General features: G+C 66.6%; 24 protein-coding genes and 3 tRNA genes. 18 read left to right on the top strand and 9 right to left on the bottom strand.

The features are described from left to right. Positions 1-11 precede the first annotated feature (11 nt). Genes AC5RT3_RS15815 through AC5RT3_RS15825 form a run of 3 tightly spaced genes read left to right on the top strand, consistent with a single transcriptional unit; the run spans position 12 to position 3231 of the window. A complete protein-coding gene (locus AC5RT3_RS15815; protein WP_494124634.1) occupies positions 12-1181 on the top strand; it encodes a Gfo/Idh/MocA family protein in 1170 nt (389 codons plus the stop codon). Further along, positions 1181-2395 carry a dihydrodipicolinate synthase family protein gene (locus AC5RT3_RS15820; RefSeq protein WP_494050645.1) on the top strand — a complete coding sequence of 405 codons (1215 nt, stop codon included), beginning with the start codon at positions 1181-1183 and terminating at the stop codon, positions 2393-2395. The genes AC5RT3_RS15815 and AC5RT3_RS15820 overlap by 1 nt, the downstream gene beginning before the upstream one ends. Next, positions 2392-3231 carry a sugar phosphate isomerase/epimerase family protein gene (locus AC5RT3_RS15825; RefSeq protein WP_494124635.1) on the top strand — a complete coding sequence of 280 codons (840 nt, stop codon included), beginning with the start codon at positions 2392-2394 and terminating at the stop codon, positions 3229-3231. Before AC5RT3_RS15820 ends, AC5RT3_RS15825 begins: the two co-directional genes overlap by 4 nt. A 120-nt stretch (positions 3232-3351) precedes the next feature. Here AC5RT3_RS15825 and xylB read toward each other — a convergent pair whose 3' ends face one another. Beyond that, positions 3352-4770 carry a xylulokinase gene (xylB, locus tag AC5RT3_RS15830; protein ID WP_494124636.1) on the bottom strand — a complete coding sequence of 473 codons (1419 nt, stop codon included), beginning with the start codon at positions 4768-4770 and terminating at the stop codon, positions 3352-3354. 3 nt (positions 4771-4773) lie between these two features. After that, positions 4774-5961, bottom strand: coding sequence for a xylose isomerase (gene xylA, locus AC5RT3_RS15835; protein ID WP_494124637.1), 1188 nt, complete (start codon positions 5959-5961; stop codon positions 4774-4776). A gap of 178 nt (positions 5962-6139) precedes the next feature. On the opposite strand from xylA, the gene AC5RT3_RS15840 reads away from it, so the two are divergent. Then, on the top strand, positions 6140-7309 hold the full coding sequence (locus AC5RT3_RS15840) for an ROK family protein (protein WP_494103390.1): 1170 nt from the start codon (positions 6140-6142) through the stop codon (positions 7307-7309). 56 nt (positions 7310-7365) lie between these two features. Here the strand turns inward: AC5RT3_RS15840 and AC5RT3_RS15845 are convergent. Beyond that, positions 7366-7438, bottom strand: a tRNA-Arg gene (locus tag AC5RT3_RS15845). 216 nt (positions 7439-7654) lie between these two features. Between AC5RT3_RS15845 and AC5RT3_RS15850 the strand changes: the two genes are divergently transcribed. The 3 genes from AC5RT3_RS15850 (at position 7655) to ettA (ending at position 10638) form a co-directional block, all read left to right on the top strand. Beyond that, positions 7655-8215, top strand: coding sequence for a single-stranded DNA-binding protein (locus AC5RT3_RS15850; RefSeq protein WP_494124638.1), 561 nt, complete (start codon positions 7655-7657; stop codon positions 8213-8215). 118 nt (positions 8216-8333) lie between these two features. Further along, on the top strand, positions 8334-8906 hold the full coding sequence (locus tag AC5RT3_RS15855; RefSeq protein WP_494124639.1) for a DUF6993 domain-containing protein: 573 nt from the start codon (positions 8334-8336) through the stop codon (positions 8904-8906). 49 nt (positions 8907-8955) lie between these two features. After that, on the top strand, positions 8956-10638 hold the full coding sequence (gene ettA / locus AC5RT3_RS15860; protein ID WP_494050639.1) for an energy-dependent translational throttle protein EttA: 1683 nt from the start codon (positions 8956-8958) through the stop codon (positions 10636-10638). Positions 10639-10702: 64 nt separating this feature from the next. Here the strand turns inward: ettA and AC5RT3_RS15865 are convergent, their stop codons facing one another. After that, the gene (locus AC5RT3_RS15865; protein WP_494050638.1) at positions 10703-11683 is read right to left on the bottom strand and encodes an acyl-CoA thioesterase; all 981 of its coding nucleotides are present in this window, start codon (positions 11681-11683) and stop codon (positions 10703-10705) included. 63 nt (positions 11684-11746) lie between these two features. On the opposite strand from AC5RT3_RS15865, the gene AC5RT3_RS15870 reads away from it, so the two are divergent. Continuing rightward, on the top strand, positions 11747-12406 hold the full coding sequence (locus AC5RT3_RS15870; RefSeq protein ID WP_494050637.1) for a DUF8185 domain-containing protein: 660 nt from the start codon (positions 11747-11749) through the stop codon (positions 12404-12406). Positions 12407-12428: 22 nt separating this feature from the next. Here the strand turns inward: AC5RT3_RS15870 and AC5RT3_RS15875 are convergent, their stop codons facing one another. Continuing rightward, positions 12429-12881, bottom strand: coding sequence for a globin (locus tag AC5RT3_RS15875; protein ID WP_494050636.1), 453 nt, complete (start codon positions 12879-12881; stop codon positions 12429-12431). A gap of 2 nt (positions 12882-12883) precedes the next feature. Next, positions 12884-13570 carry a mechanosensitive ion channel family protein gene (locus AC5RT3_RS15880; RefSeq protein ID WP_494124640.1) on the bottom strand — a complete coding sequence of 229 codons (687 nt, stop codon included), beginning with the start codon at positions 13568-13570 and terminating at the stop codon, positions 12884-12886. 66 nt (positions 13571-13636) lie between these two features. Between AC5RT3_RS15880 and AC5RT3_RS15885 the strand changes: the two genes are divergently transcribed. Further along, entirely contained in the window at positions 13637-14623 is a 987-nt protein-coding gene (locus AC5RT3_RS15885) for an NAD-dependent epimerase/dehydratase family protein (protein WP_494124641.1), read from the top strand. On the opposite strand, the gene AC5RT3_RS15890 is transcribed toward AC5RT3_RS15885, so the two are convergent. After that, a complete protein-coding gene (locus tag AC5RT3_RS15890) occupies positions 14620-15093 on the bottom strand; it encodes an OsmC family protein (RefSeq protein ID WP_494124658.1) in 474 nt (157 codons plus the stop codon). The two genes, AC5RT3_RS15885 and AC5RT3_RS15890, sit on opposite strands and share 4 nt — an antisense overlap. A 24-nt stretch (positions 15094-15117) precedes the next feature. Then, positions 15118-17670, bottom strand: coding sequence for an aminopeptidase N (pepN, locus tag AC5RT3_RS15895; protein WP_494124659.1), 2553 nt, complete (start codon positions 17668-17670; stop codon positions 15118-15120). Between the two features lie 159 nt (positions 17671-17829). On the opposite strand from pepN, the gene AC5RT3_RS15900 reads away from it, so the two are divergent. The 3 genes from AC5RT3_RS15900 to AC5RT3_RS15910 all read left to right on the top strand — a co-directional run bounded on the left by AC5RT3_RS15900 (position 17830) and on the right by AC5RT3_RS15910 (position 20372). Then, entirely contained in the window at positions 17830-18846 is a 1017-nt protein-coding gene (locus tag AC5RT3_RS15900) for a hypothetical protein (RefSeq protein ID WP_494124642.1), read from the top strand. 78 nt (positions 18847-18924) lie between these two features. Further along, entirely contained in the window at positions 18925-19419 is a 495-nt protein-coding gene (locus AC5RT3_RS15905; RefSeq protein ID WP_494050632.1) for a ribose-5-phosphate isomerase, read from the top strand. After that, positions 19419-20372, top strand: a complete 954-nt coding sequence (locus AC5RT3_RS15910) for an Fpg/Nei family DNA glycosylase (protein WP_494124643.1) — start codon at positions 19419-19421, stop codon at positions 20370-20372. The genes AC5RT3_RS15905 and AC5RT3_RS15910 overlap by 1 nt, the downstream gene beginning before the upstream one ends. 164 nt (positions 20373-20536) lie before the next feature. Here AC5RT3_RS15910 and AC5RT3_RS15915 read toward each other — a convergent pair. Further along, a tRNA-Gly gene (locus tag AC5RT3_RS15915) sits at positions 20537-20610 on the bottom strand. A gap of 141 nt (positions 20611-20751) precedes the next feature. On the opposite strand from AC5RT3_RS15915, the gene AC5RT3_RS15920 reads away from it, so the two are divergent. The 6 genes from AC5RT3_RS15920 to AC5RT3_RS15945 all read left to right on the top strand — a co-directional run bounded on the left by AC5RT3_RS15920 (position 20752) and on the right by AC5RT3_RS15945 (position 26001). Next, a tRNA-Pro gene (locus AC5RT3_RS15920) sits at positions 20752-20826 on the top strand. Between the two features lie 82 nt (positions 20827-20908). Further along, a complete protein-coding gene (gene tig, locus AC5RT3_RS15925; RefSeq protein ID WP_494103175.1) occupies positions 20909-22300 on the top strand; it encodes a trigger factor in 1392 nt (463 codons plus the stop codon). A gap of 231 nt (positions 22301-22531) precedes the next feature. Further along, positions 22532-23155 carry an ATP-dependent Clp protease proteolytic subunit gene (locus tag AC5RT3_RS15930; RefSeq protein ID WP_494009452.1) on the top strand — a complete coding sequence of 208 codons (624 nt, stop codon included), beginning with the start codon at positions 22532-22534 and terminating at the stop codon, positions 23153-23155. Positions 23156-23193: 38 nt separating this feature from the next. Continuing rightward, positions 23194-23853, top strand: coding sequence for an ATP-dependent Clp protease proteolytic subunit (locus tag AC5RT3_RS15935; RefSeq protein WP_494009401.1), 660 nt, complete (start codon positions 23194-23196; stop codon positions 23851-23853). A gap of 177 nt (positions 23854-24030) precedes the next feature. Beyond that, a complete protein-coding gene (clpX, locus tag AC5RT3_RS15940; RefSeq protein WP_009372875.1) occupies positions 24031-25311 on the top strand; it encodes an ATP-dependent Clp protease ATP-binding subunit ClpX in 1281 nt (426 codons plus the stop codon). 75 nt (positions 25312-25386) lie between these two features. Next, positions 25387-26001: a mycothiol-dependent nitroreductase Rv2466c family protein gene (locus tag AC5RT3_RS15945; RefSeq protein ID WP_494050629.1), complete on the top strand. Its 615-nt coding sequence runs from the start codon at positions 25387-25389 to the stop codon at positions 25999-26001. The last annotated feature ends 73 nt before the right edge of the window (positions 26002-26074 follow it).

A 26074-nucleotide genomic window follows, 5' to 3' on the forward strand; every position in this document is an offset into this window, starting at 1 on the left:
GTGGAGGACACATGGGCTTCGAAACGAAAACGATCCGCATCGCCATGAACGGCATCACCGGCCGGATGGGCTACCGCCAGCACCTGCTGCGGTCCATCCTTCCCATCCGTGACGCCGGCGGCTTCACACTGGAGGACGGTACCCGGGTCCAGGTGGAGCCCATCCTGGTGGGACGCAACGAGGCCAAGATCCGCGAGCTTGCCGAGAAGCACAAGGTTGCCGAGTGGAGCACCGACCTCGACGCCGTCATCAACGACCCCACCGTGGATGTTGTCTTCGACGCGTCCATGACCAGCCTCCGCGCCGCCACCCTGAAGAACGCAATGCAGGCGGGCAAGCACATCTTCACCGAAAAGCCCACCGCGGAAACCCTCGAGGAAGCCATTGAACTGGCCCGCATCGGCAAGGAAGCAGGCGTCACGGCCGGCGTCGTCCACGACAAGCTGTACCTGCCCGGCCTCGTCAAGCTCCGCCGCCTCGTGGACGAAGGCTTCTTCGGCCGCATCCTCTCCATCCGCGGCGAATTCGGCTACTGGGTCTTTGAAGGAGACATCCAGGCCGCCCAGCGCCCGTCCTGGAACTACCGCAAGGAAGACGGCGGCGGAATGACCACGGACATGTTCTGCCACTGGAACTACGTCCTGGAAGGCATCATCGGCAAGGTCAAGAGCGTCAACGCCAAGACCGCCACCCACATCCCTGCCCGCTGGGACGAGGCCGGCAAGGAATACAAGGCCACCGCGGACGACGCCTCCTACGGCATCTTCGAGTTGGAAACCCCGGGCGGCGACGAGGTCATCGGCCAGATCAACTCCTCCTGGGCCGTCCGGGTCTACCGTGACGAACTGGTGGAGTTCCAGGTGGACGGCACGCACGGTTCAGCCGTCGCCGGCCTGAACAAGTGCGTCGCCCAGCAGCGCGCCCACACCCCCAAGCCCGTCTGGAACCCGGACCTGCCCGTCACCGAATCCTTCCGTGACCAGTGGCAGGAAGTCCCGGCCAACGCCGAACTGGACAACGGCTTCAAGCTGCAGTGGGAAGAATTCCTCCGCGACGTCGTCGCCGGCCGCGAACACCGCTTCGGCCTGCTCTCCGCCGCCCGCGGCGTCCAGCTCGCCGAGCTCGGCCTGCAGTCCAATGAGGAACGCCGCACCCTCGACATCCCGGAGATCACCCTCTAATGACCTCGCTCATCCTTCCCTCCTCCGACGGCGGCACCCGCGAGTACCGCCTCCAGGCTGCCACCACGTGGGCCCGCCCCACCGCTCCGCTGACGGCCCGGCGTGCTTACGCCGCAGCGCACGTCATTCCCGAAGTCCTTGCCGACAACACCCCCGGGGCTCCGGCCCGGCTCGACTGGGATGCCACCATGGCCTACCGGCACGAGCTGTGGTCCTACGGCCTCGGCGTTGCCGATGCCATGGACACCGCCCAGCGCGGCATGGGCCTGGACTGGGCAGCCACCCAGCAGCTCATCAAGTGCACCGGCGTGGAAGCCGCCTCAGTGGTCTCGGCAGGCAACGCAGCAACCGCCGGCAAGTCCGTGCGCGATCTCGTGGCGTGCGGCGCCGGCACCGACCAGCTGGACATTGACTCCCTGCCGGCCGGGGACGCGGGCATCAAGGCTGTCCTCGCTGCCTACCGCGAGCAGATCGCGGTGATCACCGAAGCCGGACCCAAGGTCATCCTCATGGCATCGCGGGCGCTGGCCAAGGTGGCCGCCGGCCCCGAGGACTACGTGAACGTGTACTCCGCCCTGCTGCAGGAAGTGGACCAGCCCGTCATCCTGCACTGGCTGGGAACCATGTTCGACCCCGCGCTCGCCGGCTACTGGGGCTCCAACGATGTGCCTGCCGCAACCGAAACGTTCCTGAACCTCATCAAGGACAACGCGGACAAGGTCGACGGCGTGAAGGTCTCGCTGCTGGACGCCAGCCACGAGGTGGCCCTGCGCGCGGCCCTGCCCGAAGGTGTCCGCCTCTACACCGGTGACGACTTCAACTACCCGGAGCTCATCGACGGCGACGGCAGCCACCACTCGGACGCGCTGCTGGGCATCTTCGCGGCCATCTATCCGGCCGCCTCGGTGGCCCTGCAGAACTACGACGCCGGAAACGCTGCCAGGGCGCGCGAAATCCTGGACTCCACCCGCGAGCTGGGCAAGCACATCTTCAGCGCCCCGACGTTCTACTACAAGACCGGCATCGCGTTCATGTCGTGGCTCAACGGCAAGCAACCCGGCTTCCAGATGGTGGGCGGCCTGCACTCCGGACGGTCCGTCTGCCACCTGGCCAAGACCTTTGAACTGGCAGACCAGGCGGGCCTGCTGAAAGACCCCGCCCTGGCCGCCTTCCGGATGTCTGATTACCTGCGCATCAACGGGGTGGGAGTATGAGTGATTTCTCGCGCCTGTCCATCAACAGCGCCACCACCAAGAAGTGGACCCTCGCCCAGGTCGTTGAGGGCTGCGTCAACGCCGGCATTCCCGCCATCGGCCCCTGGCGGGACCGCGTGGAGGAGGCTGGCCTGGACAAGGCCGCACGCCTGATCAAGGACGCGGGCCTGCGGGTTTCCTCCCTGTGCCGGGGCGGCTTCCTCACCGCTGCCGATGCCGAAGGCCAGGCTGCCGCCCTCGCGGACAACCGGGCCGCCATCCTGGAAGCCGTTGCCCTGGACACCAGGGAGCTGTTCCTCGTGGTGGGCGGGCTGGCACCGGAGGAGAAGGACGTGGTGGCCGCGCGCCAGCGCGTGGCAGACCGCCTTGCCGACCTCGTCCCGTTCGCTGAGGAGAACGGTGTCCGCCTGGTGCTGGAGCCGCTGCACCCGATGTACGCCGCGGACCGTGCGCTGATCTCCACCCTCGGCCAGGCCCTGGACCTCGCCGCCCCGTTCGACCCCTCCACGGTGGGCGTCGCCGTCGACACCTTCCATGTCTGGTGGGATCCGGAACTGAAGGCGCAGATCGAACGCGCCGGCCGCGAGAACCGGATCGCCTCCTACCAGGTGTGCGATTTCAACATGCCCATCGCCGCCGATCCGCTGCTCTCCCGCGGATACATGGGCGACGGCGTGGTGGACTTCGCCACCATCGGCACCTGGGTGCGCGATGCCGGCTACACCGGAGACATCGAAGTGGAAATTTTTAACCAGGAAATCTGGGACACGGACGGCAACATCGTCCTGTCCACGGTGAAGGAGCGCTACGCGGAGCTTGTCCTCCCGTACGCCTGACACAGTCCGGATGCCTGGATAGACCGCGGGCTCCTGCTACGTCACGGCAGGAGCCTGCGCCCCACAGAAAAGACCCGGACCGCGCATACGGCGCGGTCCGGGTCTTCTTTTGGGTGGAGGTCAGGCGTACAGTGCCGCGCAACTGCGGTAACGGGCCAGCACACCGCCGTCGTCCTTGCCCGCGGGAAGGACGACGGCGTCTGCCGCCCATTCCGGGTAGCGTCCCGCCAGTGCCGCCGCGGCCTGGCGGGCGGCGCCGTCGGCAACATATTCGCCCGGCTGCGGCAGCACAACATCAAGTCCCAGCAGCTGCGGTGCAACCTCCTGCACCGCGCCAGACTGGGCTCCGCCGCCCACCAGCAGGACCTGCCGGGCCGAGACCCCCTGGCCCTGCAGTGCAGCAAGCCCGTCGGCCAGTGAGCAGACAACGCCCTCGACGGCGGCGCGTGCCATGTTCGCCGGCGTGTAGTTCGCGCGGGTGATGCCATGCAGCGATCCGGTGGCGTCCGGCAGGTTGGGTGTGCGCTCGCCGTCGAAGTAGGGAACCAGGGTCAGGCCGCCCGCTCCGGGTGCCGCGGACAGTGCCAGCCGGTTGAACTCCGGCAGGTCCACTCCCAGCAGCGCAGCTGTGGCGTCGAAAACGCGCGTTGCGTTCAGGGTGCAGACCAGCGGCAGGTAGTGCCCTGCGGCGTCGGCGAAGCCGGCAACCAGCCCGGAGGGGTCCGCTGCCGGTGTTTCCGAGATGGCAAAGACCGTGCCGGAGGTGCCCAGCGACATCACGGCGTCACCCAGCCGTGCCCCGGTGCCGAGGGCAGCCGCAGCGTTGTCCCCGGCGCCGGCTGCGACGAGGGCACCCTGTGGAGTCCGGCCTGCCGCTTCGAGCGGGCCGAGGACCCTGGGCAGCACCGGCACGCGGCCGAGCGAGGCTGCCAGGACCTCCGGCAGGTAGCGGCCCTCCGCCGTTGAGTAGTACCCCGTTCCCGAGGCGTCGGAACGGTCGGTGGCCAGGGCCTTCAGCCCTTCCTCGCCGCTGCCGGGGCCGTAGCCCATCAGCCGCCAGGACAGCCAGTCGTGCGGAAGGCAGACGGCGGCCACCCTGGTGGCGTTTTCCGGTTCGTTCTCCGCCAGCCAGTGCAGCTTGGTCAGGGTCAGCGAGGCTACCGGCACCGTACCGGTGGTTTCTGCCCAGTAGCGGGCGCCGGCGGCAGTGTCGCCGTCGCCCGCCGTCTTGATCAGGTCAGCGGCGGCTCCGGCGCTGCGGGTGTCGTTCCAGAGCAGGGCGGGGCGGACCACCTCCCCGCCGCTGTCCAGGCAGACCATGCCGTGCTGCTGGCCTCCCACGGAGACCGCGGCAACATCGTTAAGCCCGCCCGCCCGGGCGATGGCTTCCTCGAGTGCTGTCCACCAGTGCTCCGGGTGGACTTCGGAGCCGTCCGGATGGGCGGCACGTCCCTGCCGTACCAGCGCTCCGGTGTCCGCGTCGCGGATCACCACCTTGCAGGACTGGGTGGAGCTGTCGATGCCTGCTACGAGGGCCATGGCCTAGCGGGAGCCCAGGACGTGTTCGATGGCGAGCTGGTTCAGCCGGACGAAGGCGAAGGAACGCTCGGCGGCCTTGTCGGCGTCGAAATCCTCGAACGCGGCGGCGTCCTTGAGGAGGTCCGCGGCGGTTTCGCCCTGGGCAAGTGTGGCTTCGCCGAGTTCGAAGACACCGGAGGCCGCGAGGGCTTCCTGGACCTCGGAGTCTGCGCGGAAGGCGGTGGCACGTTCCTTGAGGAGCAGGTACGTGGCCATGTTGGCCTTGGCTGACTCCCAGACGCCGTCGTAGCCGTCAGTGCGGGACGGCTTGTAGTCGAAGTGGCGCGGGCCGTCGTACTTGGGTCCGCCGCCCGGGAAGCCGTTCTCGAGCAGGTCCACGGTGAAGAAGGCGCTGGTGAGGTCGCCATGGCCGAAGACAAGGTCCTGGTCGTACTTGATGCCGCGCTGGCCGTTGAGGTCGATGTGGAAGAGCTTGCCGGCCCAGAGGGCCTGCGCGATGCCGTGGGTGAAGTTCAGCCCGGCCATCTGTTCGTGCCCGGTCTCGGGGTTCAGGCCCACGATGTCGCCGTGCTCGAGCTGGGCGATGAACGCCAGTCCGTGCCCGACGGTGGGCAGGAAGATGTCGCCGCGGGGCTCGTTGGGCTTGGGCTCAAGCGCGATGCGCAGGTTGTAGCCCTTGTCCTTGATGTAGGCGGCGGCGGTGTCCACGCCTTCCTTCATGCGGTCCAGGGCGGCGGAAAGGTCCTTGGAGCCGTCATATTCGCTGCCCTCGCGGCCGCCCCACATGACGAACGTTTCGGCGCCGAATTCGGCGGCGAGGTCGATGTTGCGCAGGACTTTGGACAGGGCGAAGCGGCGGATGGAACGGTCGTTGGAGGTGAAGCCGCCGTCCTTGAAAACCGGGTGGCTGAACAGGTTGGTGGTGACCATGGGCACCTTCAGGCCGGTTTCTGCCAGTGCTGCCCGGAAGTTCTTCAGGATCAGGTCCCGCTCTGAAGCGGTGGCTTCGAAGGGAATCAGGTCATTGTCATGGAAGGTGATGCCGTAGGCGCCGAGCTCACTGAGGCGGTGGACGGCTTCCACCGGGTCAAGGGCGGCGCGGGTGGCGACGCCGAACGGGTCCGCACCGGTCCAGCCAACGGTCCAGAGGCCAAAGGTGAACTTGTCGGCGGGGGTGGGGGAGAGGGGCATTGATCCGTCCTTGCACTCGTGCCGCAGTAGCGCGGCAATTAGTTCATTGCCTAAACTATATGCAGCGCCGTAGGCTGGGGTCAAGAGGTCCGGCCCCCTGCCGGAGAAAAATTTTCGAGGAGGTTCCGTGGCAACGGCATCCGCTTTGCCTGCAACCGGGGCTGGCGCGCCCGGCAGCATGGGAGACGTGCGCCGGAGCAATACGGCGCTGGTGCTGGGGGCTATTGCCAAGGCGCCGGCCGGTGTCCGGCCCAGCCGGGCCCAGCTCGCCACTGCCACTGGGTTGACCAAGGCGTCGGTGTCAAGCCTCGTCCTGGACCTGTTGGACGCGGGGCTCCTCCACGAAGCGGGGCAAAGCCAGCAAGGACGTGGACGCCCCGGCGTCGGCCTTGAACTCAATCCCGCCCGCGCTGTCCTGGGCATGGAGATCAACGTCGACTACATTGCGGCGGGGCTGGTTGACCTGAGTGGAAACCTCCTGGTCCATGAAGTGCGGGAGCAGGACAACCGGTCCGCGGGTACAGGGCCTGTGCTGGCGGCGCTGGCGGACCTGGCCGGAACGGTTCGGGCGGCGGCGAAGCGCGGGGTCGAGGTTCTGGGTGGAGGGCTCGCGGTGCCCGGTCTCGTGGACCCCGCTGCGGCACACATCCTGACCGCACCAAACCTTGGGTGGACGAACGTGTCCCTGGACCCCGGCGTGGTGCTGCCGGACGCGCCCCTGGGCGTGGCGCTTTTCAACGAAGCCAACGCAGCAGCCCTGGCCGAGGTAAGGCACCGGCCAAAGGACGGCTCCGACTTCCTGTTTGTTTCCGGCGAAGTTGGTGTCGGTGGCGGGCTGGTCATCGGTTCCGAGCTGTTCACGGGCCCGGAGGGACATGCCGGGGAAGTGGGGCACGTGGTGGTGGAACCCGACGGTACCCGCTGCTCCTGCGGGGGAACCGGGTGCCTGGAAACGGTGGCCGGCCAGGACGCGATCCTTGCCGCCGCGGGTATCGCAGCCGATACCCGGACGCGGTCTGCGTCGATGGCCCTGCTGGTGCAGGCGCTGGAGGCGGACGAACCCGCGGCGTCGACGGCCGTGGACCGTGCAGGCCTGTATCTCGGTGTGGCACTGGCTTCGACCACCCGGGTAGTGAACATCGGCTCCGTGGTGCTCGGCGGCCACTTCGCCTTGCTCGATCCGTGGCTGCGGGCACCGCTGCTGGCAAGCCTCGGCACGTACGCCCCCGGCAGGTTCTCCCCTGAGCAGGTGACCCTTTCGGTCGTTGGGGAGTCAGGGGCGCTCCTCGGCGCTGCCGGCAGCGTTGTCCGCTCACTGATCGAGGCGCCGCACCTGCTGCAATCCTGATGTGCTGCTTAACGCACGACGCCCCCGGTTCCGGGAACCGAAGGCGTCATCTGGCGTGCCCCAGGAGGGAATCGAACCCCCGACCGGCGGATTAGAAGGCCGCTGCTCTATCCCCTGAGCTACTGAGGCGGGTGCGTCCGGAGCTGAACTCTGGCGCCTCGAAAAGTTTACATTGCCGGGACTGCCCGTGGCGCCGGTCGGTCCCGGCGTGGCCGACTTCCCCTCTACAGGCGGTGCGAAGGCAGGGTTGTCCACATAGGAGCTGCCTGCCCTCGTCCTGTCCTCGCGCCGGCGGCAAGCTGGTCTTGCCTGCTAGGGCACCACCATTGACGACAGGACGAAGAGATGAGCGACACCATTACGATCCGGGGCTTTGTTGCCACCGAGATCACAAGCGGCACCACGCCGGGGGGAACAGCCACTGCCTCCTTCCGCATAGCTTCCACCACCCGTCGGCGTGACAGGGAAACCGGCGTCTGGTCTGACAGCCACACGAACTGGTTCCTGGTCCAGGGCTACCGGCACCTTGCGGGCAGCATCGGCTGCAGCATCAGGAAGGGCCAGCCCGTCATCGTGGTAGGAAAGCTCAAGATCCGCAGCTGGGAAAGGGACGGCAGGGTCTACTATTCACACACCATCGATGCCGATGCCGTGGGTCATGACCTCATGTGGGGCACGGCCAACTTCACCCGTTCTTCCACGAAGCCGGCGCTCTCGCTTGTAGAGCACGGGAACCCTCCCGGACCGGCACACAGCATTGACCCGGATGGCCCGCTCGACGAACCCGATGATGGGGACGAAGACGTGGATGGCGGTGATCCTGCCGCTAGCTACGTGGAGGACGGCGACGGCAACCTTGTACCACTCAATCTGGAAACGGGGGAGCTCGCCGAATCAGGAGTCTAGCTATCCCCATCAACGCGCCCACCAGGTTCCTGGGCGGGCAGGGTACCGGCACCCCCCGGCCGCGCCCTGTCCGCCCAGGCTGCAAACCCGGCCAGGCAGCCCGTGGCAGAATGACAGCATGCGGCTTATCCCTGACCACCGGCAGATTAACTGGGCCGGCGGCTCACCAGCTGCTCCCTCAGCCTCCTTCCGCTTCAGCTCGCTGCCGCTTCGCATCGTTGCAGCCGCGGCGGTCCTGGTCCTGCTGTCCGCATGTACGTCCGGCTCCCCCACTGAATCTGCCGGGCCCGCCACCGGCAATGAAGAGTCAACTGTGCAAACTGCTCCCGCCGGAGACAGCGGAGCAGGCGGCCAGGCGCTCGCGGACACCTCGGCAACGCCCTCAGCCAATCCCGAAGCTGTGGCCACCGAAACAGTCAAGCAGACCGTCACCACCGTGCTGACCCAGCTCGCGTCGGCGGCGCCCAAGCCGGCCACCGCCCAGGTGACTGACGCCCTGACCGGCGCCGGCATCGCACCCGCGGTCCTTCAGGTCTCCCAGAGCCGTACCCCCACCGGCCTGGAGGCGGATGCCATCGAAGCGGCGGTGCTGCAAGGCAAGGACTGCGTCATCGGCCAGGTCAGGGAAGGGGCAGTGACGGTCACCGTCCTGCCCGTGCTGGCGAACGGCAAGTGCTTCGTCGGCTCCTGAGTCTGCCGCAAATATGAGTTAAGCCCGCCAACCCACTAGATTTGGAACCATGGCGGAATTTATCTACACAATGACCAAGGCCCGAAAAGCCGTTGGCGAAAAGCTCATTCTTGACGACGTAAGCATGTCGTTCTTCCCTGGCGCCAAGATTGGCGTTGTAGGCCCGAACGGTGCCGGTAAGTCCACCATCCTCAAGATCATGGCCGGACTGGACACCCCCTCGAACGGCGAGGCCCGGCTCAGCCCCGGCTACAGTGTGGGCATCCTGTTGCAGGAACCCCCGCTGAACGAAGAGAAGACCGTCCTGGGCAACGTCCAGGAAGGCGTGGGCGAGATCTACGGCAAGATCCAGCGCTTCAACGAGATCTCCGAGGAAATGGCCAGCCCGGACGCTGACTATGACACCCTCCTCGAGGAGATGGGCAAGCTCCAGGAAGCCATCGATGCCGCCGACGCCTGGGACCTGGATTCCCAGCTCGAACAGGCGATGGACGCCCTCCGCTGCCCGCCCGCCGACGCTGACGTCACCAACCTCTCCGGTGGTGAGCGCCGCCGCGTCGCCCTGTGCAAGCTTCTCCTCCAGAAGCCGGACCTCCTGCTCCTCGACGAGCCCACCAACCACCTGGACGCTGAAAGCGTGCTGTGGCTCGAACAGCACCTGTCCAGCTACCCGGGCGCCGTCCTGGCCGTGACCCACGACCGTTACTTCCTCGACCACGTGGCGGAATGGATCGCAGAGGTGGACCGCGGCCACCTGTACCCCTACGAGGGCAACTACTCCACCTACCTGGAGAAGAAGCGCGCCCGCCTGGAGATTCAAGGCAAGAAGGACGCCAAGCAGGCCAAGCGCCTGGCCGAGGAACTCGAGTGGGTCCGCTCCAACGCGAAGGGCCGGCAGACCAAGTCGAAGGCCCGCCTCGCCCGCTACGAGGAAATGGCTGCTGAGGCCGACCGTACCCGCAAGCTTGACTTCGAAGAGATCCAGATTCCGCCGGGACCCCGCCTGGGCGGCCTGGTGCTGGAGGCCAAGAACCTCCAGAAGGGCTTCGAGGACCGGGTGCTCATCGACGGACTGTCCTTCAGCCTGCCGCGCAACGGCATTGTCGGCGTCATTGGACCCAACGGCGTGGGCAAGACCACCCTGTTCAAGACCATCGTGGGCCTGGAGCCGCTCGACGGCGGCGACCTCAAGATCGGTGACTCCGTCAAGATCTCCTACGCGGACCAGAGCCGCGGCGGCATCGACCCCAACAAGACGCTGTGGGAGGTTGTGTCCGACGGACTCGACTTCATCCAGGTGGGACAGGTGGAAATGCCGTCCCGCGCCTACGTGGCCGCTTTCGGCTTCAAGGGTCCGGACCAGCAGAAGAAGGCAGGCGTACTCTCCGGCGGTGAGCGCAACCGGCTGAACCTCGCGCTGACCCTCAAGCAGGGCGGAAACCTGCTGCTCCTCGACGAGCCCACCAACGACCTCGACGTCGAAACCCTCAGCAGCCTGGAGAACGCGCTGCTCGAGTTCCCGGGCTGCGCCGTCGTCGTATCCCACGACCGCTGGTTCCTGGACCGGGTGGCCACGCACATCCTGGCCTACGAAGGTGACGACGAAAACCCCTCCAAGTGGTACTGGTTCGAGGGCAACTTCGAATCCTACGAGGAGAACAAAGTGGAACGCCTGGGCCCCGATGCCGCCAAGCCGCACCGAGTGACCCACCGCCGCCTGACCCGCGACTAAGAGTCAGGCGCAAAAGAGGCCGGCATCCGTTGGGATGCCGGCCTCCTGCGTATCGTCGCGCCTGTTAGTCCCGGCCGGCTTTGCGGATCTGGTGCTCCAGGACCTTGGACTGGAAAGCCCCCACCACCTTGCTCTTCACATCCGTGGGAACCCGGACCATGCCCTCCTGCGCCACCGAGGCAACGTGCTGCCCGGCCTGGTTGAAGATCTTGCCGGTGGCCAGCCCGCGGGCGCCCTGCGCACTGGGTGACTCCTGGACGTAGAGCAGCCATTCGTCAACGCGGGCGGGCCGGTGCCACCACATCGCGTGGTCAAGGCTGGCGACGTTCATTCCCGGCGTCATCCAGCTCAGGCCGTGCCGGCGCAGGATGGACTCGAGGAGCGTGTAGTCGCTGGCGTAGGCGAGGGCCGCCCTGTGCAGGTTGGCGTTGTCCGGCATGGGCCCGAACGTCTTCATCCATACGGCGTTGCGGGCTTCCCGGTCGCCTTTGGCAGAGATGTACAGCGGCGGATCCACGTGCCGGATATCGAAAGGCCGTTCGTAGGCGTAGTGCCGCGCCACAGGGTTGTCGAACTTGCCCAGCAGGTCAGCGGTGGAGGGCAGGGACTCGGGGTCCGGGATCCCGGCGGGCATAACCGACTCGTGCTCGACGCCCTCGTCATCGCCCTGGAAGGACGCGATCATCGACAGGATGGGCACTCCGTCCTGGTAGGCGTGGACCCGGCGGGCGGAAAAGGAACGGCCGTCCCGGAGGCGCTGCACTCCGAACGTGATGGGCTTGTTGGCATCGCCGGGCCGCAGGAAGTACCCGTGCATGGAATGGACATACCGCTCCGGGTCCACCGTGCGGATGGATGCGATGAGTGACTGTGCCAGGACCTGGCCCCCGAACACCCGGTGGTGGGGCTGCTGCTGTGATGGCCCAAGGAAGATATCCTCGTCCGTCCGGGCTCCCTCCAGCTGGCCCAGGTCAAGCAGTTTGATCAGCGACAACGTGGGGTCACCGTTCGGCGGCGCCAGGAGTCCGGCTTCGGCTTCAGTCATGGTTTGACTCTAGACGGCGCCCCCGCACTGCTCAACCGCGGTCCAGCCGGTAGTGTTCTTGGTGTGTCTGATCTCCTCACCTCGTCCTTCCGCTTCGCTGATCCCCGCGATCTTGCCGACCTGAAGACCTACGCCACGCGCGCCAAAGCGATCGACGACGGCGCCATCCGGCTGCAGGCCGCGGGCACCGTCCTCGCTGCGTACGTGTGCGTGCTGCGGCCCCGCCTGCTGGGTGAATCCACCCCCACCATCCTGGGGCTGCGCACCATGGCGCTGGCAGCGCCGTCGGAAACGGACGTCACAGTGACGTTGTCGGCTGTGCTGGACCGCCTGGCCAGGGCCGGGGAGGACGACGTCGAGCTGCCGGTTCCGCCCACCACCGTCACCGAGTCCTGGACGGGCGTGGGCGCGCCCCGCGGCGGCTGGGAGCTGCTGGGTGCGCGAAGCGATGCATCCCTGCGGGAAGCAGCCGAGGCGGGGATCACCGAGGTGGCCGGGATCGTGCCGGACAAGCCGGGCGCGATGATCGTGAACAACGCGAGGGCCGCCGTCTGGGGCAGGGAGCTGGACGGGTCCGGGCTGCCGGCGGGGGCCGCCTTCGCAGCCCTCGCCCTGGGTTTCCTCGCGGACGGCGACCAGAAGCTGTACCGCGCCGGCCGGTGGTTCCGGCTCTCCGGCAGCCGCGGACACGTCCTTGCCCGGACCGGAAGCGGGCTGCTCTAGCGGCAGGTGCGGCCGGAACCGCCTACTGGCCGGACGGGCTGTTGATCATGGACAGCGCTGCCCGCTCCATGTAGTCCCAGAGGGTGCCTTCATACAGGGGCGGCAGCTCCAGGGCATCCACGGCCTTGCGCATGTGGAACAGCCAGCGGTCCTTGGCCTCGGGCGTTACCTTGAACGGCATGTGGCGCATCCGGAGGCGGGGGTGGCCGCGCTCCTCCCCGTAGGTGGTGGGACCTCCCCAGTACTGCTCCAGGAACATCAGGAACCGGCGCTTTGCCGGCCCCAGGTCCTCTTCCGGGTACATCGGGCGCAGCAGCGGATCGGTCGCCACGCCGTCGTAGAAGACGTCGATGAGCTTGACGAACGTGTCGTGTCCGCCCACGGCGTCGTAGAAGTTGTCCGTGTAGCCGGGCTGGCTGAAGGGATCGTTCTGCATCAGCTGGCGTGGCCGCTGGGGCTCAACAGGAATCGTCATGGCTATTCTCCGGCTTTCTGGTTGGTCTTCGTGTTCTCGGCTCCATGGTCCGAACCCTGATCGGTGGTGCCGTCCGGCCCCTCGTGCAGCGGCACGTAATTCCCCTGCGACCGGTTGCCCACCCGCAGGATCTCACCGTTGCGCAGGTACCAGATGGCGCCGTCGTCGGAGCGGAGACGCGTGATGCGCAGGCCCATCGACTCAACCACGCCCACTACCTCGCTGGTCTCGATGACGTCGCCGATCCCGTACTGGTCCTCGATAGTGATGAAGATGCCCGCCAGGAAGTCGCGGATCAGCTGCTGGGCGCCGAAGCCGATGGCCACACCCAGGATGCCCACGCTGGTGAGCAGCGGGGCGATGTTGATGTCCAGGTTCTGCAGTACGTACATGCCCGTGATGACCACCACCAGCACGCCCACCACGCTGTTGAGCAGGGAACCGATGGTCTCGGCGCGCTGCACGCGCCGTTCATGGTCCAGCGCCCGCAGCGCGGGGGCCACCCACTTGAACTTGCGGTTCTTGAAGAAGTTGCTTCCGGACGCCACCCGCCCGGTGATGCGGGAAATAACGAATGTCGCCACCAGCCAGACGGCAACGCCCACGCCGAGGCTGATCACGATCCCAGTGATACTGATGCCGCCCGGATCGGACGCAGCGGACGGCAGGACTGACAACATACTGACCATAGGTGGAAAAAACTCCTTGAAGCGTGGCTCTGTTCTCCTTTAACCCTAGCCCCGTAGCGTGGAGCAATGCGCATCCTTGTCCTCGGCGGAACCGCCTTCCTGTCAGCAGAAATCGTCCGCCAGGCTGTCGCCGCAGGCCACCGGGTTGCTTGCCTGGCGCGCGGAGCTGCGGATGCGCCGCCGCGGGGTGCCGAATGGATCAGGGCGGACCGTTCACTGGGCGCGAAAGCCTACGACGGCGTGTCGGGGGATTGGGACGCCGTCATCGACGTCGCACGGAACCCGGCCTTCGCCCGGGACGCGCTGGCGTGCCTCGCGGACCGGGCAGCCCACTGGACCTTTGTCTCCAGCTGCTCCGCCTATGCGGACCACTCGGTACCCGGGGCAACGGAGGATGCGGCACTCCTGCCGGCGCTGGATCCCGGGGTGGAGCCGACTGCTGAAAACTACGGCGAATCGAAGGTGGCCATCGAGGACGCCACCCTTGCCGGCGCCGGCGGCAGGGCCCACCTCTGCCGCGCCGGCCTGATCGGCGGCCCCGGCGATGGCTCGGACCGCTACGGCTACTGGCCGGCCCGCCTGGCCAGGGACAATAAACCGGTCCTCGTCCCGGACATCGGCGGGCACCCCACCCAGGTCATCGACGTCCGCGATCTCGCCGGCTGGATTCTGCTGGCCGCAGAACACCGCATTACCGGTGCATTGAACGCCGTGGGGGACACGTTGCCGTTCCACGGGTACCTCGAGGCAGCGCGGGAAGCTGCCGGCCACGGTGGGCACGTTGCCAGGGCCGGCGGAGAGTGGCTGGCGCAGCAGGGCGTGGAGTACTGGTCCGGCCCGGACTCGCTGCCGCTCTGGCTCCCGCCCGGCCATGACGGCTTCATGGCCCGCAGCAACCAGGCCGCCAAGGCCGCAGGACTGGTCCTGCGGCCTTGGCGGGAAACCCTTGAGGACACGCTGCTCGATGAACGCAGCCGGGGCCTGGACCGGCCACGCAAAGCCGGACTTGCACCGGCTACCGAGGCCCGCCTGGTGGGCAGCCTCGCAGGCTAGCCGGCCAGCGTGACCGGTTCGTGCTCCACGGGGAAGTTCACGCTCCGGGCAATGAAGCACACCTGGTTGGCCTCATGGTGGAGCCGGGCAGCCAGCTCCGCCTGGCCGCCGTCGGCAAGCGTGACCCGGGGACGCAGTGTCACCCGTTCGAACTGGCCGCTGCCGTCCCGGTTCAGCCGCAGCATTCCCGTAGCCTCGTCGCGGTAGTCCGTCACCACCACGCCGTGCTTGACTGCCACATGCAGGTAGGAAAGCATGTGGCACTGCGCCAGCGCGGCAAGGAGCAGTTGTTCGGGGTTGTACCGTTCCCGGTCACCGTGGAACGTCGGGTCGGCGGATCCCTTGAGGACAGGCAGCGCGGGGATGATGATGTCGTGGTCCCGCGAATATCCGCGGTAGGACGTTGTCCCGTCACCCAGGTTGCCGGTCCATTGCACCGCCAGTTCGTAGTGGTGTTCGGAAAGGCCCATCATTCACCTCCGGCCGGTGTGCTGCTACACATCCGCGGCCCTCGCTCGAAGGGCGCGCGCGACGCCGTCGCGGTTTTCCAGCATCATCCGCCGCAGCGCCGCGCTTCCGGGCGGCAGGGCTGCGAGGAAGCCGTCCGTGCGGTCGATGGTGGCCTGCCTGGTCAGCAGCGCCGGGTAGAGTCCGACGACGATCTGCTGGGCCAGTGCGTGCGTCCGGCTCTCGACGATGCCCGGCACTGCCTCGAAGTACTTCTCGGCGTACGGTTCCAGAAGCGCCCGGTCATGGACGCGCATGAAGCCGGTCACCGCAGACCCCTGCAGCGCGTTGGAAAGCTCGCCCTTGAGCACGATCGACTCCCACGCCGCCGCTTTCGCTTCGGGGGTGGGGATGGCCGCCTTGGCCAGGGCTGCGGCGTTCTGCCCGCTGGATGTGTTGTCGCGCTGCAGTTCGGCGTCGATCCCGTCCTGCCCCATCCGGCCGCCGGCCACCAGTGAAGCCACCAGCTCCCAGCGCAGGTCCTGGTCCACGGCCAGTCCCTCCAGTACCACCGAGCCGTCCAGCAGCCCGGCCACCTTGTCCAGCTGCCCTTCGCTGCTGGCGAGCAGTGCAAAGGACTTCACGAACTGCAGCTGCGCGTCGGAACCGCCGGGGACCTCGGACGCCAGCCCCCACAGCCGGTCGGCCGCTGCCACGGTTGCTGCTGCCCGGTGTTCTTCCGCAACGTAGAAGTTCAGCGTGGTGGCCAGCTGGCGGAGCTGCACCAGGATCACCGAGGAATCGGACTCGGCGGCCACGTTGGCCAGGATCAGCTCGACGTACTTGCGCGCCGGGGTTTCGCCGTCGCGGGCTGCGTCCCACGCGGAATTCCAGACCAGGGTCCGCGGCAGGCTCGAGGCGAAGTCCTTCAGATGCGCTGTCGCCGTGGCGAGGGACTTCGGGTCCAGCCGCACCTTGGCGTAGGCGAGGTCGTCGTCGTTGACCAGGATCAGGTCCGGCTGGGCCAGGCCCACCAGGCCGGGGACTTCCGTGCGTTCGCCGTCGACGTCAAGCTCCTCGCGGTGCACCCGCTCAAGCTTTCCGGCGCCGTTCAGGTTGTAGAGGCCTACGGCGAGCCGGTGGGGACGGATGGTGGGCCATTCCTCCACTGCGGACTGCACGATCGCGAAGGACCGCAGGGTGCCATCGGGGTCCGTTTCCAGTTCCGGCCGGAGGGTGTTCACGCCTGCGGTTTCCAGCCATTGCCGCCCCCAGTCGTCCAGGTCGCGGCCGCTGGCCTTCTCCAGTTCCACCATCAGGTCGCTCAGTTCGGTGTTCTGCCAGGAATGCTTGGCGAAGTACTCCCGCACGCCCGCCATGAACTGCTCCGGCCCCACCCAGGCCACCAGCTGGCGGAGGACGGACGCGCCCTTGGCGTAGGTGATGCCGTCGAAGTTCACCTCGACGTCCTGCAGGTCGTTAATCTCGGCAAAGATCGGGTGGGTGGTGGGCAGCTGGTCCTGGCGGTACGCCCAGGATTTCTCCACCGAGGCGAACGTGGTCCAGGCGCTCGTGAAGGACGTTGCTTCCACTGCGGCGAGGTGCGACATGTACTCCGCGAAGGATTCGTTAAGCCACAGGTCGTTCCACCACCGCATGGTCACCAGGTCGCCGAACCACATGTGGGCCAGCTCGTGCAGGACGGTAATGGCACGCCGCTCAACCTGCGCCTCCGTGACCTTGCTGCGGAAGACGTAGCCCTCCAGGATGGTCACGGCACCGGCGTTCTCCATGGCCCCGGCGTTGAATTCAGGCACGAACAGCTGGTCGTACTTTTCGAAGGGGTAGGGGCAGCCGAATTGTTCTTCGAAGAAAGCGAACCCCTGCCGGGTCAGCTCGAAGATGTTGTCCGCATCCAGGTACTGCATGAGCGACTTCCGGGCAAAGACGCCCAGCGGGATGACCCGGCCGTCGGAACTGGATACTTCGCTGCGGACCGACTGGTAGGGGCCGGCGATCAAGGCTGTGACATAGGAGGACAGCCGGGGTGTGGGGGCGAACGCCCAGACCGAACGGGCCCCGCCGTCGTCGCCGGGCGCTGCGGGGGATGGCTGGGGAGTGGGGGAGTTGGAGATGACGTCCCAGTGCGACGGCGCGGTGACGGTGAACGCAAAGGTTGCCTTGAGGTCCGGCTGCTCAAAGACGGCGAACATCCTGCGGGAATCGGGAACCTCGAACTGGGTGTACAGGTAGACCTCGTTGTCCACGGGATCCACGAACCGGTGCAGGCCCTCGCCGGTGTTCATGTAGGGCGCATCCGCCACGACCGTGAGCTCGTTGTGCTCCTGGAGGTCCGGCAACTGGATGCGCACCCCGTCGGCCATGGCGGCAGGGTCGAGGGCGTGCCCGTTCAGGGTGACACTGTGCACAGTGCGGGTCACGGCGTCGATGAAGGTGGATGATCCCGGCCTTGCGGAGAACTTAACGGTGGTGGTGCTGCCGAAGACCTCCCCGCCCTTGGTCAGGTCCAGGTGGATGTCGTAGGAGTCGACCGTGATCAGATCAGCGCGCTCACGGGCTTCGGCGCGGGTCAGGTTCATGCCTGGCAAGTGGACCTCCAGAGAAGTTGCGGCTGCGGAGGTGGGGGTACCCAGCTCCGGCACTGATCATTCTTGCATTGCCCGGCCCGGTAGGTTGCCCGGGTCACACCCGCGTGCTGCGCAGGCACGGCGGCGGCCGGTGCGGAGTAGCGTTAAGGCATGGGAAAGTTCCTGGATTCGGTGGATGCCAAGGCCCTTCGCTTTGCCGTCGGGTTTCCGGTTGTCCTGGCCGGTGCGTTCATTCTCTGCGCGTTGCTGCTGCGGCGAGACCTTCCCGAGCCGCTCGCCATCCGCTGGACGGACGCCGGCGGCGCGGCCTTCGCCCCGTTCGGCGCCTACGTTGGTGCGGGCGCCCTGATGATCGTGGTGTTCGGCTGGCTCGTCCTCTGCCAGGCCGTGCCGCTGGGGCGCCCGGTGGTGATGCGGCGGATCATGATGGGCGCCGGGCTTTTCCTCACGCTGTTCATCACTAGTGCCCTCGCTGCCGGCCTGGTTGGCCAGGCCGGCCTGGCGGACGCCCGCGAATCGCGGGTGGACCTGACCGTCCTTGCCCTCGGCAGCGGCGCCGCGGTGTCCCTCGGCGTGATCATGGGTTTCGTCTACAAGGCGGACCAGCAATGGTCCCCGGACGACGACCGGGCGCTACAGGCCGCCATCGCCACGGAGCTCGACCCGGACCTGACCCGGGACAGCATGCGCCTGTGGGTCCATGCCAGGAGCTCCGTCTTCGTCATGATCGGCATCGCCTCGCTGTTCCCGGCGGCGCTGATCGCCATCGCCGTGCCGTGGCTTGGGGTCCTGCTCGTGGTCCTGGCCTTCTTCGGGGCAGCGTTCCTGTTTGCCCGGGTCAAGGCGGACCGCGGCGGCCTGAAAGTTTTGCTGGCCGGCGTGGTGCCGGTGATGGACATCCCGGCAGGCTCCATAACTGCCGCCAGCGCGGCGGATGTCCGGGCGGCTGACTATGGCGGCTGGGGCTACCGGAAGCACGGCGAAACCGCCGCGATGCTGGTCAGCAGCGGACCCGCCGTCGTCGTGCGCAAGGCGGACGGCCAGCGCCTCGCCGTCAGCAGCGGCAGCCAGGCTTCCGCGGCCCGGCTCGCAGAGGTCCTGACCCGGGTGGCCGCCAGGGCGCGCAGGGGCGGCGGGCCCCAGCAGCCCGGCCCTGCGGAGGCCTAGTATCCTTGTCCGTGTCATTCCACCGGCCGGTGCCTCCCGGCCCGGCCGCCAGCGCCGCCAACTGAACGGATTCTGCTCGTGACCTCTACCCCTGCCTTCCCGCGGGTCCACATCGCCACCGACCACGCGGGCATGGAGCTCAGTGCCCACCTGGTTTCCCACCTGACCGCCAAGGGCTATGAAGTGGTGGACCACGGGCCCAAGGTCTACGACGCACAGGACGACTACCCGTCCTTCTGCATCAACGCGGCCCTCGCGGTGGTGGCGGACCAGCAGGCAGGTGTCCACGCCCTCGGCATCGTGCTGGGCGGATCCGGCAACGGCGAGCAGATCGCAGCCAACAAGGTCAAGGGCGTCCGCGCAGCCCTGGCCTGGAACCACTCCACGGCCACCCTGGCCCGCGAGCACAACGACGCCAACGTGGTAGCCGTGGGCGGCCGCCAGCACACGGTGGAGGAAGCCACGGAGCTCATCGAGGCCTTCCTGTCCGAGCCTTTCAGCAACGACGAACGGCACGTCCGCAGGATCGGCAAGATCGCTGCCTACGAGGCCACCGGCGAGGTCATCGAGTAGTGCCGGAGGGGCATTCCGTACGGCGCCTGGCCCGCCAGTTCGGCGACGTTTTCGCGGGCCGGCGGCTTGCCGTGTCCAGCCCGCAGGGCAGGTTCAGCGGGGGAGCGGCGCTCCTGGACGGGCATACGCTGCACACCGCCGAAGCCCACGGGAAGCACCTGTTCCTGCACTTCGACAACTCCCTGGTGCTGCACGTCCACCTTGGCCTGTACGGCGCCTGGAGCTTCGGCGGCGACCGCACCTTCACCGGGGCCTCCAGCATTGGAGCGCCCCGCAGGGTGGGGGAGCAGGAAACCTTTCCGGACGGGGATGACGACGCCGATGCCGCCTATGCCGGCCCACCCGCCCCGGTGGGTGCGGTCCGGGTCCGGCTCGCCAGCAGCCACGGCTGGGCGGACCTGCGCGGCGCAACAACCTGTGAAACCATCACCGCTGCGGAAGCAGACGCGGTGCTGGCCAGGCTGGGGCCGGACCCACTCCGCAACCGCCGCGGCGACGCCGGACGGTTTGCCGCCAACCTGCAGCGCAGCAAGACACCCGTGGCTGCGCTGCTGATGGACCAGAAAATCATTGCCGGCATCGGCAATGTCTACCGGGCCGAGGTTCTGTTCCGCCTGCGCCTGCACCCGTGGCTGCCAGGCTCCGCCGTAACGGACACCGCCGCGCGCAAGCTGTGGCGCGACGTCGTCGCCCTCATGAACGACGGCGTGGCCGACGGCCGCATCATCACCACGCCGCCAAAATACTGGACCCTCGATGGAACGACGGCCGCCAAAGCGGCCGCGGCCGGTTTGCCGGTCCCGCCCAGGAGCAGCAGTTTCCCCTCCCGCGAGGACGCCCATTTCGTGTACAAGAGGCACGGCCTGCCCTGCCGGGTATGCCGCACCATCGTGCTGATGGCCGAACTGGCCGGACGCAACCTCTACTGGTGCCCCAACTGCCAGCAGGAGTAGCAAGGGCCTGCTGGCGCCCTTCCGGGGCACTTCGACACGGACACTCCGGCCGCCGCCGGGAATTTATGACACCCTGCCGCCAAAGTGCCCAGGACGGCGCGGGGGTTATGGCGCGGGGGTTATGGCTTAACGCAAAAGGACCCCGGTTGGGGGTCCTTTTGCTGTGGAGGGGACGACGGGAATCGAACCCGCGTAATCAGTTTGGAAGACTGAGGCTTTACCATTAAGCTACGTCCCCGAAGGAAGATCCATTTGCAACATTAGCAGTTGGAAACTCCGGGCTGGCTGTCCAAGCCGGATATAACTAAACCTAATCCATGGGCTACGTGTCAAATGTGCAAACACGGCGCGTATCACCGTAGACTTGCCTGTGCACTAACGGGGTGTAGCTCAGCTTGGCTAGAGCGCCTGCTTTGGGAGCAGGAAGTCGCAGGTTCAAATCCTGTCACCCCGACTCTGCGGCCCGGACCACACGGCCTGGACAAAAACATTGCGTTTGCAGAAACCCATCCCACAAACCCAGGAGTACTTAGACCGTGAAGAGCGCTGTCGAGAACCTCACCCCCACGCGGGTCAAGCTCAACGTTGAGGTTCCCTTTGAGGAACTGAAGCCCAGCATCGACTCGGCTTACAAGACTGTTGCTTCGCAGATCCAGGTCCCTGGCTTCCGTAAGGGCAAGGTTCCCGCCAAGCTCATCGACCAGCGCGTCGGCCGCGGCTACGTCCTCGAGACCGCCATCAACGAAGGCCTCAACGGCTGGTACCAGGCTGCCGTGCAGGAATCCGGCATCCGCCCGCTGAGCCGCCCCGAGGTTGAAATCACCGAGGTTCCGGACCCCTCCGCCACCGACGGCGGCCTGAAGTTCGCTGCCGAGGTCGATGTGCGCCCCGAGATCGAGCTCCCGGACTACGCCGGCATCAAGGTCGAGGTTGCCGCTGCCGAGTCCTCCGAAGAAGACGTGGACAAGGCCCTGGACGAACTGCGCGGCCGCTTCGGCACGCTGAAGTCCGTTGACCGCCCGGCTGCCGACGGTGACTTCCTCACCATCGATATCACCGCCACCATCGACGGCGAAGAGGTTGACTCCGCGTCCGGCCTGTCCTACCAGGTTGGCTCCGGCACCATGCTCGAAGGCCTGGACGAGGCCGTCACCGGCCTCAGCGCCGACGAGGACGCCATCTTCAACACCACCCTGGTCGGCGGCGACCACGCCGGCGAAGAGTCCCAGGTCAAGGTTGTGGTCAAGGCCGTCAAGGAGCGCGAGCTGCCTGAGGCCAACGACGACTTCGCCCAGCTGGCCTCCGAGTTCGACACCCTGGCCGAACTCCGCGAGGACCTGGCCAAGCAGGCCGCCGACTCCAAGATCGTGGAGCAGGGCGTCGAAGCCCGCGACAAGGTCCTGGACAAGCTCGTCGAACTCGTCGAGGTGCCGGTTCCGGACTCCGTCGTCGAAGAGCAGCTCGAAGCCCACTTTAAGGAGGGCAACGGCCACGGTGAAGGCGAGCACGACACCGAGGAGCACCGCGAAGAGGTCCGCGCCAACACCGCGCGCGCCTTCCAGAACGAGATCATCCTCGACGCCATCGCCGAGAAGGAAGAAGTCAACGTCAGCCAGAACGAGCTGATCGACTACATCGTCTCCACCGCCAGCCAGTACGGCATGGACCCCAACCAGTTCGCCCAGATCATCGATCAGAGCGGCCAGGTCCCCATGATGGTTTCCGAGGTCCGCCGCCGCAAGGCGCTGGCCGTTGTCCTGGGCCAGGCCGAAGTGACCGACACCGACGGCAAGGCCGTTGACCTCAGCGACTTCGTCCGCCCGGGCGGCGAAGAGGCTCCCGCGGCCGAGGCTGCAGACGCCGAGGCTGTGGAGGCGGAGTCCGCCGAGACCGCCTCCGAGGACGACAAGGCCGAGGCAAAGGCCTAGTCTTTCACGACGCATGAAACGGCCCCTGGATCACTCGATCCGGGGGCCGTTCGCGTCCCGCCCGGGTCCGGGCGCATCCCGTTCGCCCAGCGTGCGCCGTCAGCGAACAGCCGTCGGGGCGCGAACAAATTGTCGGTGAAACCGGTTAGTGTCCAAGTAGTGATTTTCAGTGATGTCACCGTCACCAGCGAGAGGTAAGTAAACATGTCACAGCACCCAGAGGCCCCCCGGATGGCGACCGTCGATCCCGCGGCCCAGGACAACTACATTTACAACCGCCTGCTGAAGGAGCGGATCATCTGGCTTGGCTCGGAGGTGCGCGATGACAACGCCAACGCAATCTGCTCCCAGCTGCTCCTCCTGTCCGCCGAAAACCCGGACAAGGACATCTACCTGTACATCAACTCCCCGGGCGGCTCCGTGACGGCTGGCATGGCCATCTACGACACCATGCAGTTCATCCCCAACGACGTCGTCACCGTCGCCACCGGCCTCGCCGCCTCCATGGGACAGTTCCTGCTGTCCTCGGGCACCAAGGGCAAGCGCTACGCCACCCCCAACGCCCGCGTCCTGATGCACCAGCCTTCCGGCGGCATCGGCGGCACCGCGTCGGACATCAAGATCCAGGCGGAACTGATCCTCCACATGAAGAAGGTCATGGCGGAACTGACCGCCGAGCAGACCGGCCAGACCGTGGAAACCATTCTCAAGGACAACGACCGCGACAAGTGGTTCACCGCCACGGAAGCCCTCGAGTACGGCTTCTTCGACAAGATCGCCGCCCACGCCGGCTCCGTCTCCGGCGGCGGCGGAACGTCGAACGGCTCCGGCAGCCATTCAGCATCCGAGAACTAAACCGGCACCACGAACACTCAGATCAGGAGCAACAGAAAATGAACTACAACTTCGGGTGGTCCGCCGGTAATCTTCCGTCCAGCCGCTACGTCCTGCCCCAGTTCGAGGAGCGCACCCCTTACGGCTTCAAGCGCCAGGACCCCTACACCAAGCTCTTCGAGGACCGCATCATCTTCCTCGGCGTGCAGGTGGACGACGCATCGGCGGACGACGTCATGGCCCAGCTGCTGGTCCTCGAGTCCACCGACCCGGACCGCGATATCACCCTCTACATCAACTCGCCCGGCGGTTCCTTCACCGCCATGACGGCGATCTACGACACCATGCAGTACATCCGCCCGGAGATTCAGACTGTCTGCCTGGGGCAGGCTGCCAGTGCGGCAGCGGTCCTCCTCGCGGCCGGAACGCCGGGCAAGCGCCTGGCCCTTCCCAACGCCCGCGTACTGATCCACCAGCCCGCCCTTTCCGGCGGCCAGGGCGGACAGGCCTCGGACCTTGAGATCCAGGCCGCGGAAGTCATGCGCATGCGGTCCTGGCTCGAGGACACCCTGGCCCGCCACTCGGGCCGGACGTCCGAGCAGGTCAACAACGATATTGAGCGTGACAAGATCCTCACCGCGGACGAAGCCCAGGCCTACGGCCTGATCGACCAGGTCCTGGACTCACGCAAGATCAAGCCTCAGGCAATTACGAGGTAGCAGTACGTAAAGCGCCGGTGCGGGCCAGTTCATTTGGCCCCACCGGCCTTTTCCTTCCACCCTAGGGAGCTAATGTGACCTAGAGTGGATGTTGTCACAAACCGGTCCTCGCAGGCTGGTGATGATTCCAGCGACGGTGCAAGGCTGCTCGGCAGCAAGATACTAAGGGGTTCACATATGGCTCGGATTGGCGAGAGCACGGATCTGCTGAAGTGCTCTTTCTGCGGAAAGAGCCAGAAGCAGGTGCGCAAGCTCATTGCCGGGCCCGGGGTGTACATCTGCGATGAGTGCATTGAATTGTGCAACGAAATCATTGAAGAGGAACTCGCGGAGGTCGCCGACCTGGGCAGCTTCGAACTGCCGAAGCCCCGCGAAATCTTCGACTTCCTGCAGGAATATGTGATTGGCCAGGAGCCTGCCAAGCGTTCCCTGGCCGTCGCCGTCTACAACCATTACAAGCGCATCCAGGCCGGGCACGCACCCAAGTCCGGAAGCCTGGCGGACGGCGGACACCACGACGACGTCGAAATCGCCAAGTCCAACATCCTCCTCATCGGCCCCACCGGCTGCGGCAAGACTTACCTCGCCCAGACCCTCGCCCGGCGGCTGAACGTACCGTTCGCGGTTGCCGATGCCACCGCCCTGACGGAGGCCGGCTACGTGGGTGAGGACGTGGAGAACATCCTCCTCAAGCTCATCCAGGCCGCGGACTACGACGTCAAGAAGGCCGAACAGGGCATCATCTACATCGACGAGATCGACAAAATCTCCCGCAAGAGCGAAAACCCGTCCATCACCCGCGACGTCTCGGGTGAGGGCGTGCAGCAGGCGCTCCTGAAGATCCTGGAGGGCACCGTCGCCTCGGTACCGCCCCAGGGCGGCCGGAAGCATCCGCACCAGGAATTCATCCAGATCGACACCACCAACGTGCTGTTCATTGTGGCTGGCGCGTTTGCCGGCCTGGAGGAGATCATCGGCTCCCGGTCCGGACGCAAGGGGATCGGGTTCGGTGCACCGCTCAACGAAGCCAGCAAGAAGGTGGACTCCTACGGCGAAGTCATGCCCGAGGACCTGCTCAAGTTCGGCCTCATTCCTGAATTCATCGGCCGCCTCCCCGTGATTACCACGGTGTCCAACCTGGACCGCGAGGCGCTGATCCAGATCCTCTCCACGCCGAAGAACGCCCTGGTCAAGCAGTACCAGAAGATGTTCCAGATCGATGGCGTGGAACTCGTCTTTGACGACGCCGCCCTGGACGCCATCGCGGACCAGGCGCTGGAACGCGGCACCGGCGCCCGCGGCCTGCGGGCCATCCTGGAGGAAGTCCTGCTGCCGGTCATGTTCGACCTCCCCAGCCGGGAGGACGTGGCCAGCGTGGTCATCACCGCGGACGTTGTGCTGAAGGGCGCGGAGCCCACCATGATTCCGCATGCGGCCAAGCGGCGTAAGTCCGCCTGACGTCACGCATAATTCCTAACACCCCTGCCAGCCGTGGTTGCCGCGCGGGCAGCGGCCAACACCGAAGGATCCGCTATGTCTGAAACCGTAAAGAACAGGGCCGACTTCTGGTTCGATCCGCTGTGCCCCTTCGCCTGGATCACTTCCCGGTGGATCGGGGAAGTCGAGGGCGTCCGCGACATCGAAACGGTGTGGCACGTCATGAGCCTCGCCGTGCTCAATGAGGGGCGGGACCTGGAGCCCTCCTACCGGGAATCCATGGACAACGCCTGGGGCATGGTCCGCGTCATCATCGCCGCCCAGCAGGAGCACGGGCAGGAAACCGTCAAGGCCCTGTACGACGCCATGGGCACCCTGATCCACGACGGTGGCGAAAAGGACCGCAGCCTCGTCATCACCAAGGCGCTGGCGGAATGCGGGCTGCCCGCCTCCCTGGCGGAAGCCGCCACTACCGACGCTTACGACACCCAGCTCCGTGCAAGCCACGAGGAAGGCATTTCGCTGGTGGGCCAGGACGTGGGCACCCCGGTCGTGTCCTTCAACGGCACGGCATTCTTTGGCCCAGTCCTCACCCGCATTCCGCGGGGCGAGGAGGCCGGCAGGCTCTGGGACGCCACCACCGTCCTGGCCGGCTACCCGCACTTCTTCGAGCTTAAGCGCAGCCGCACGGAGCGCCCGGAATTCGACTGAACCGCCCCATGCGGCAGCGGAAAGGGCCGCGGGTAAACTACTCGTTTGTAGTTCTCCCGGGGCCCTTGCGCAT

The sequence above is a fragment of the Arthrobacter sp. Y3221159 genome (genome assembly GCF_059089885.1).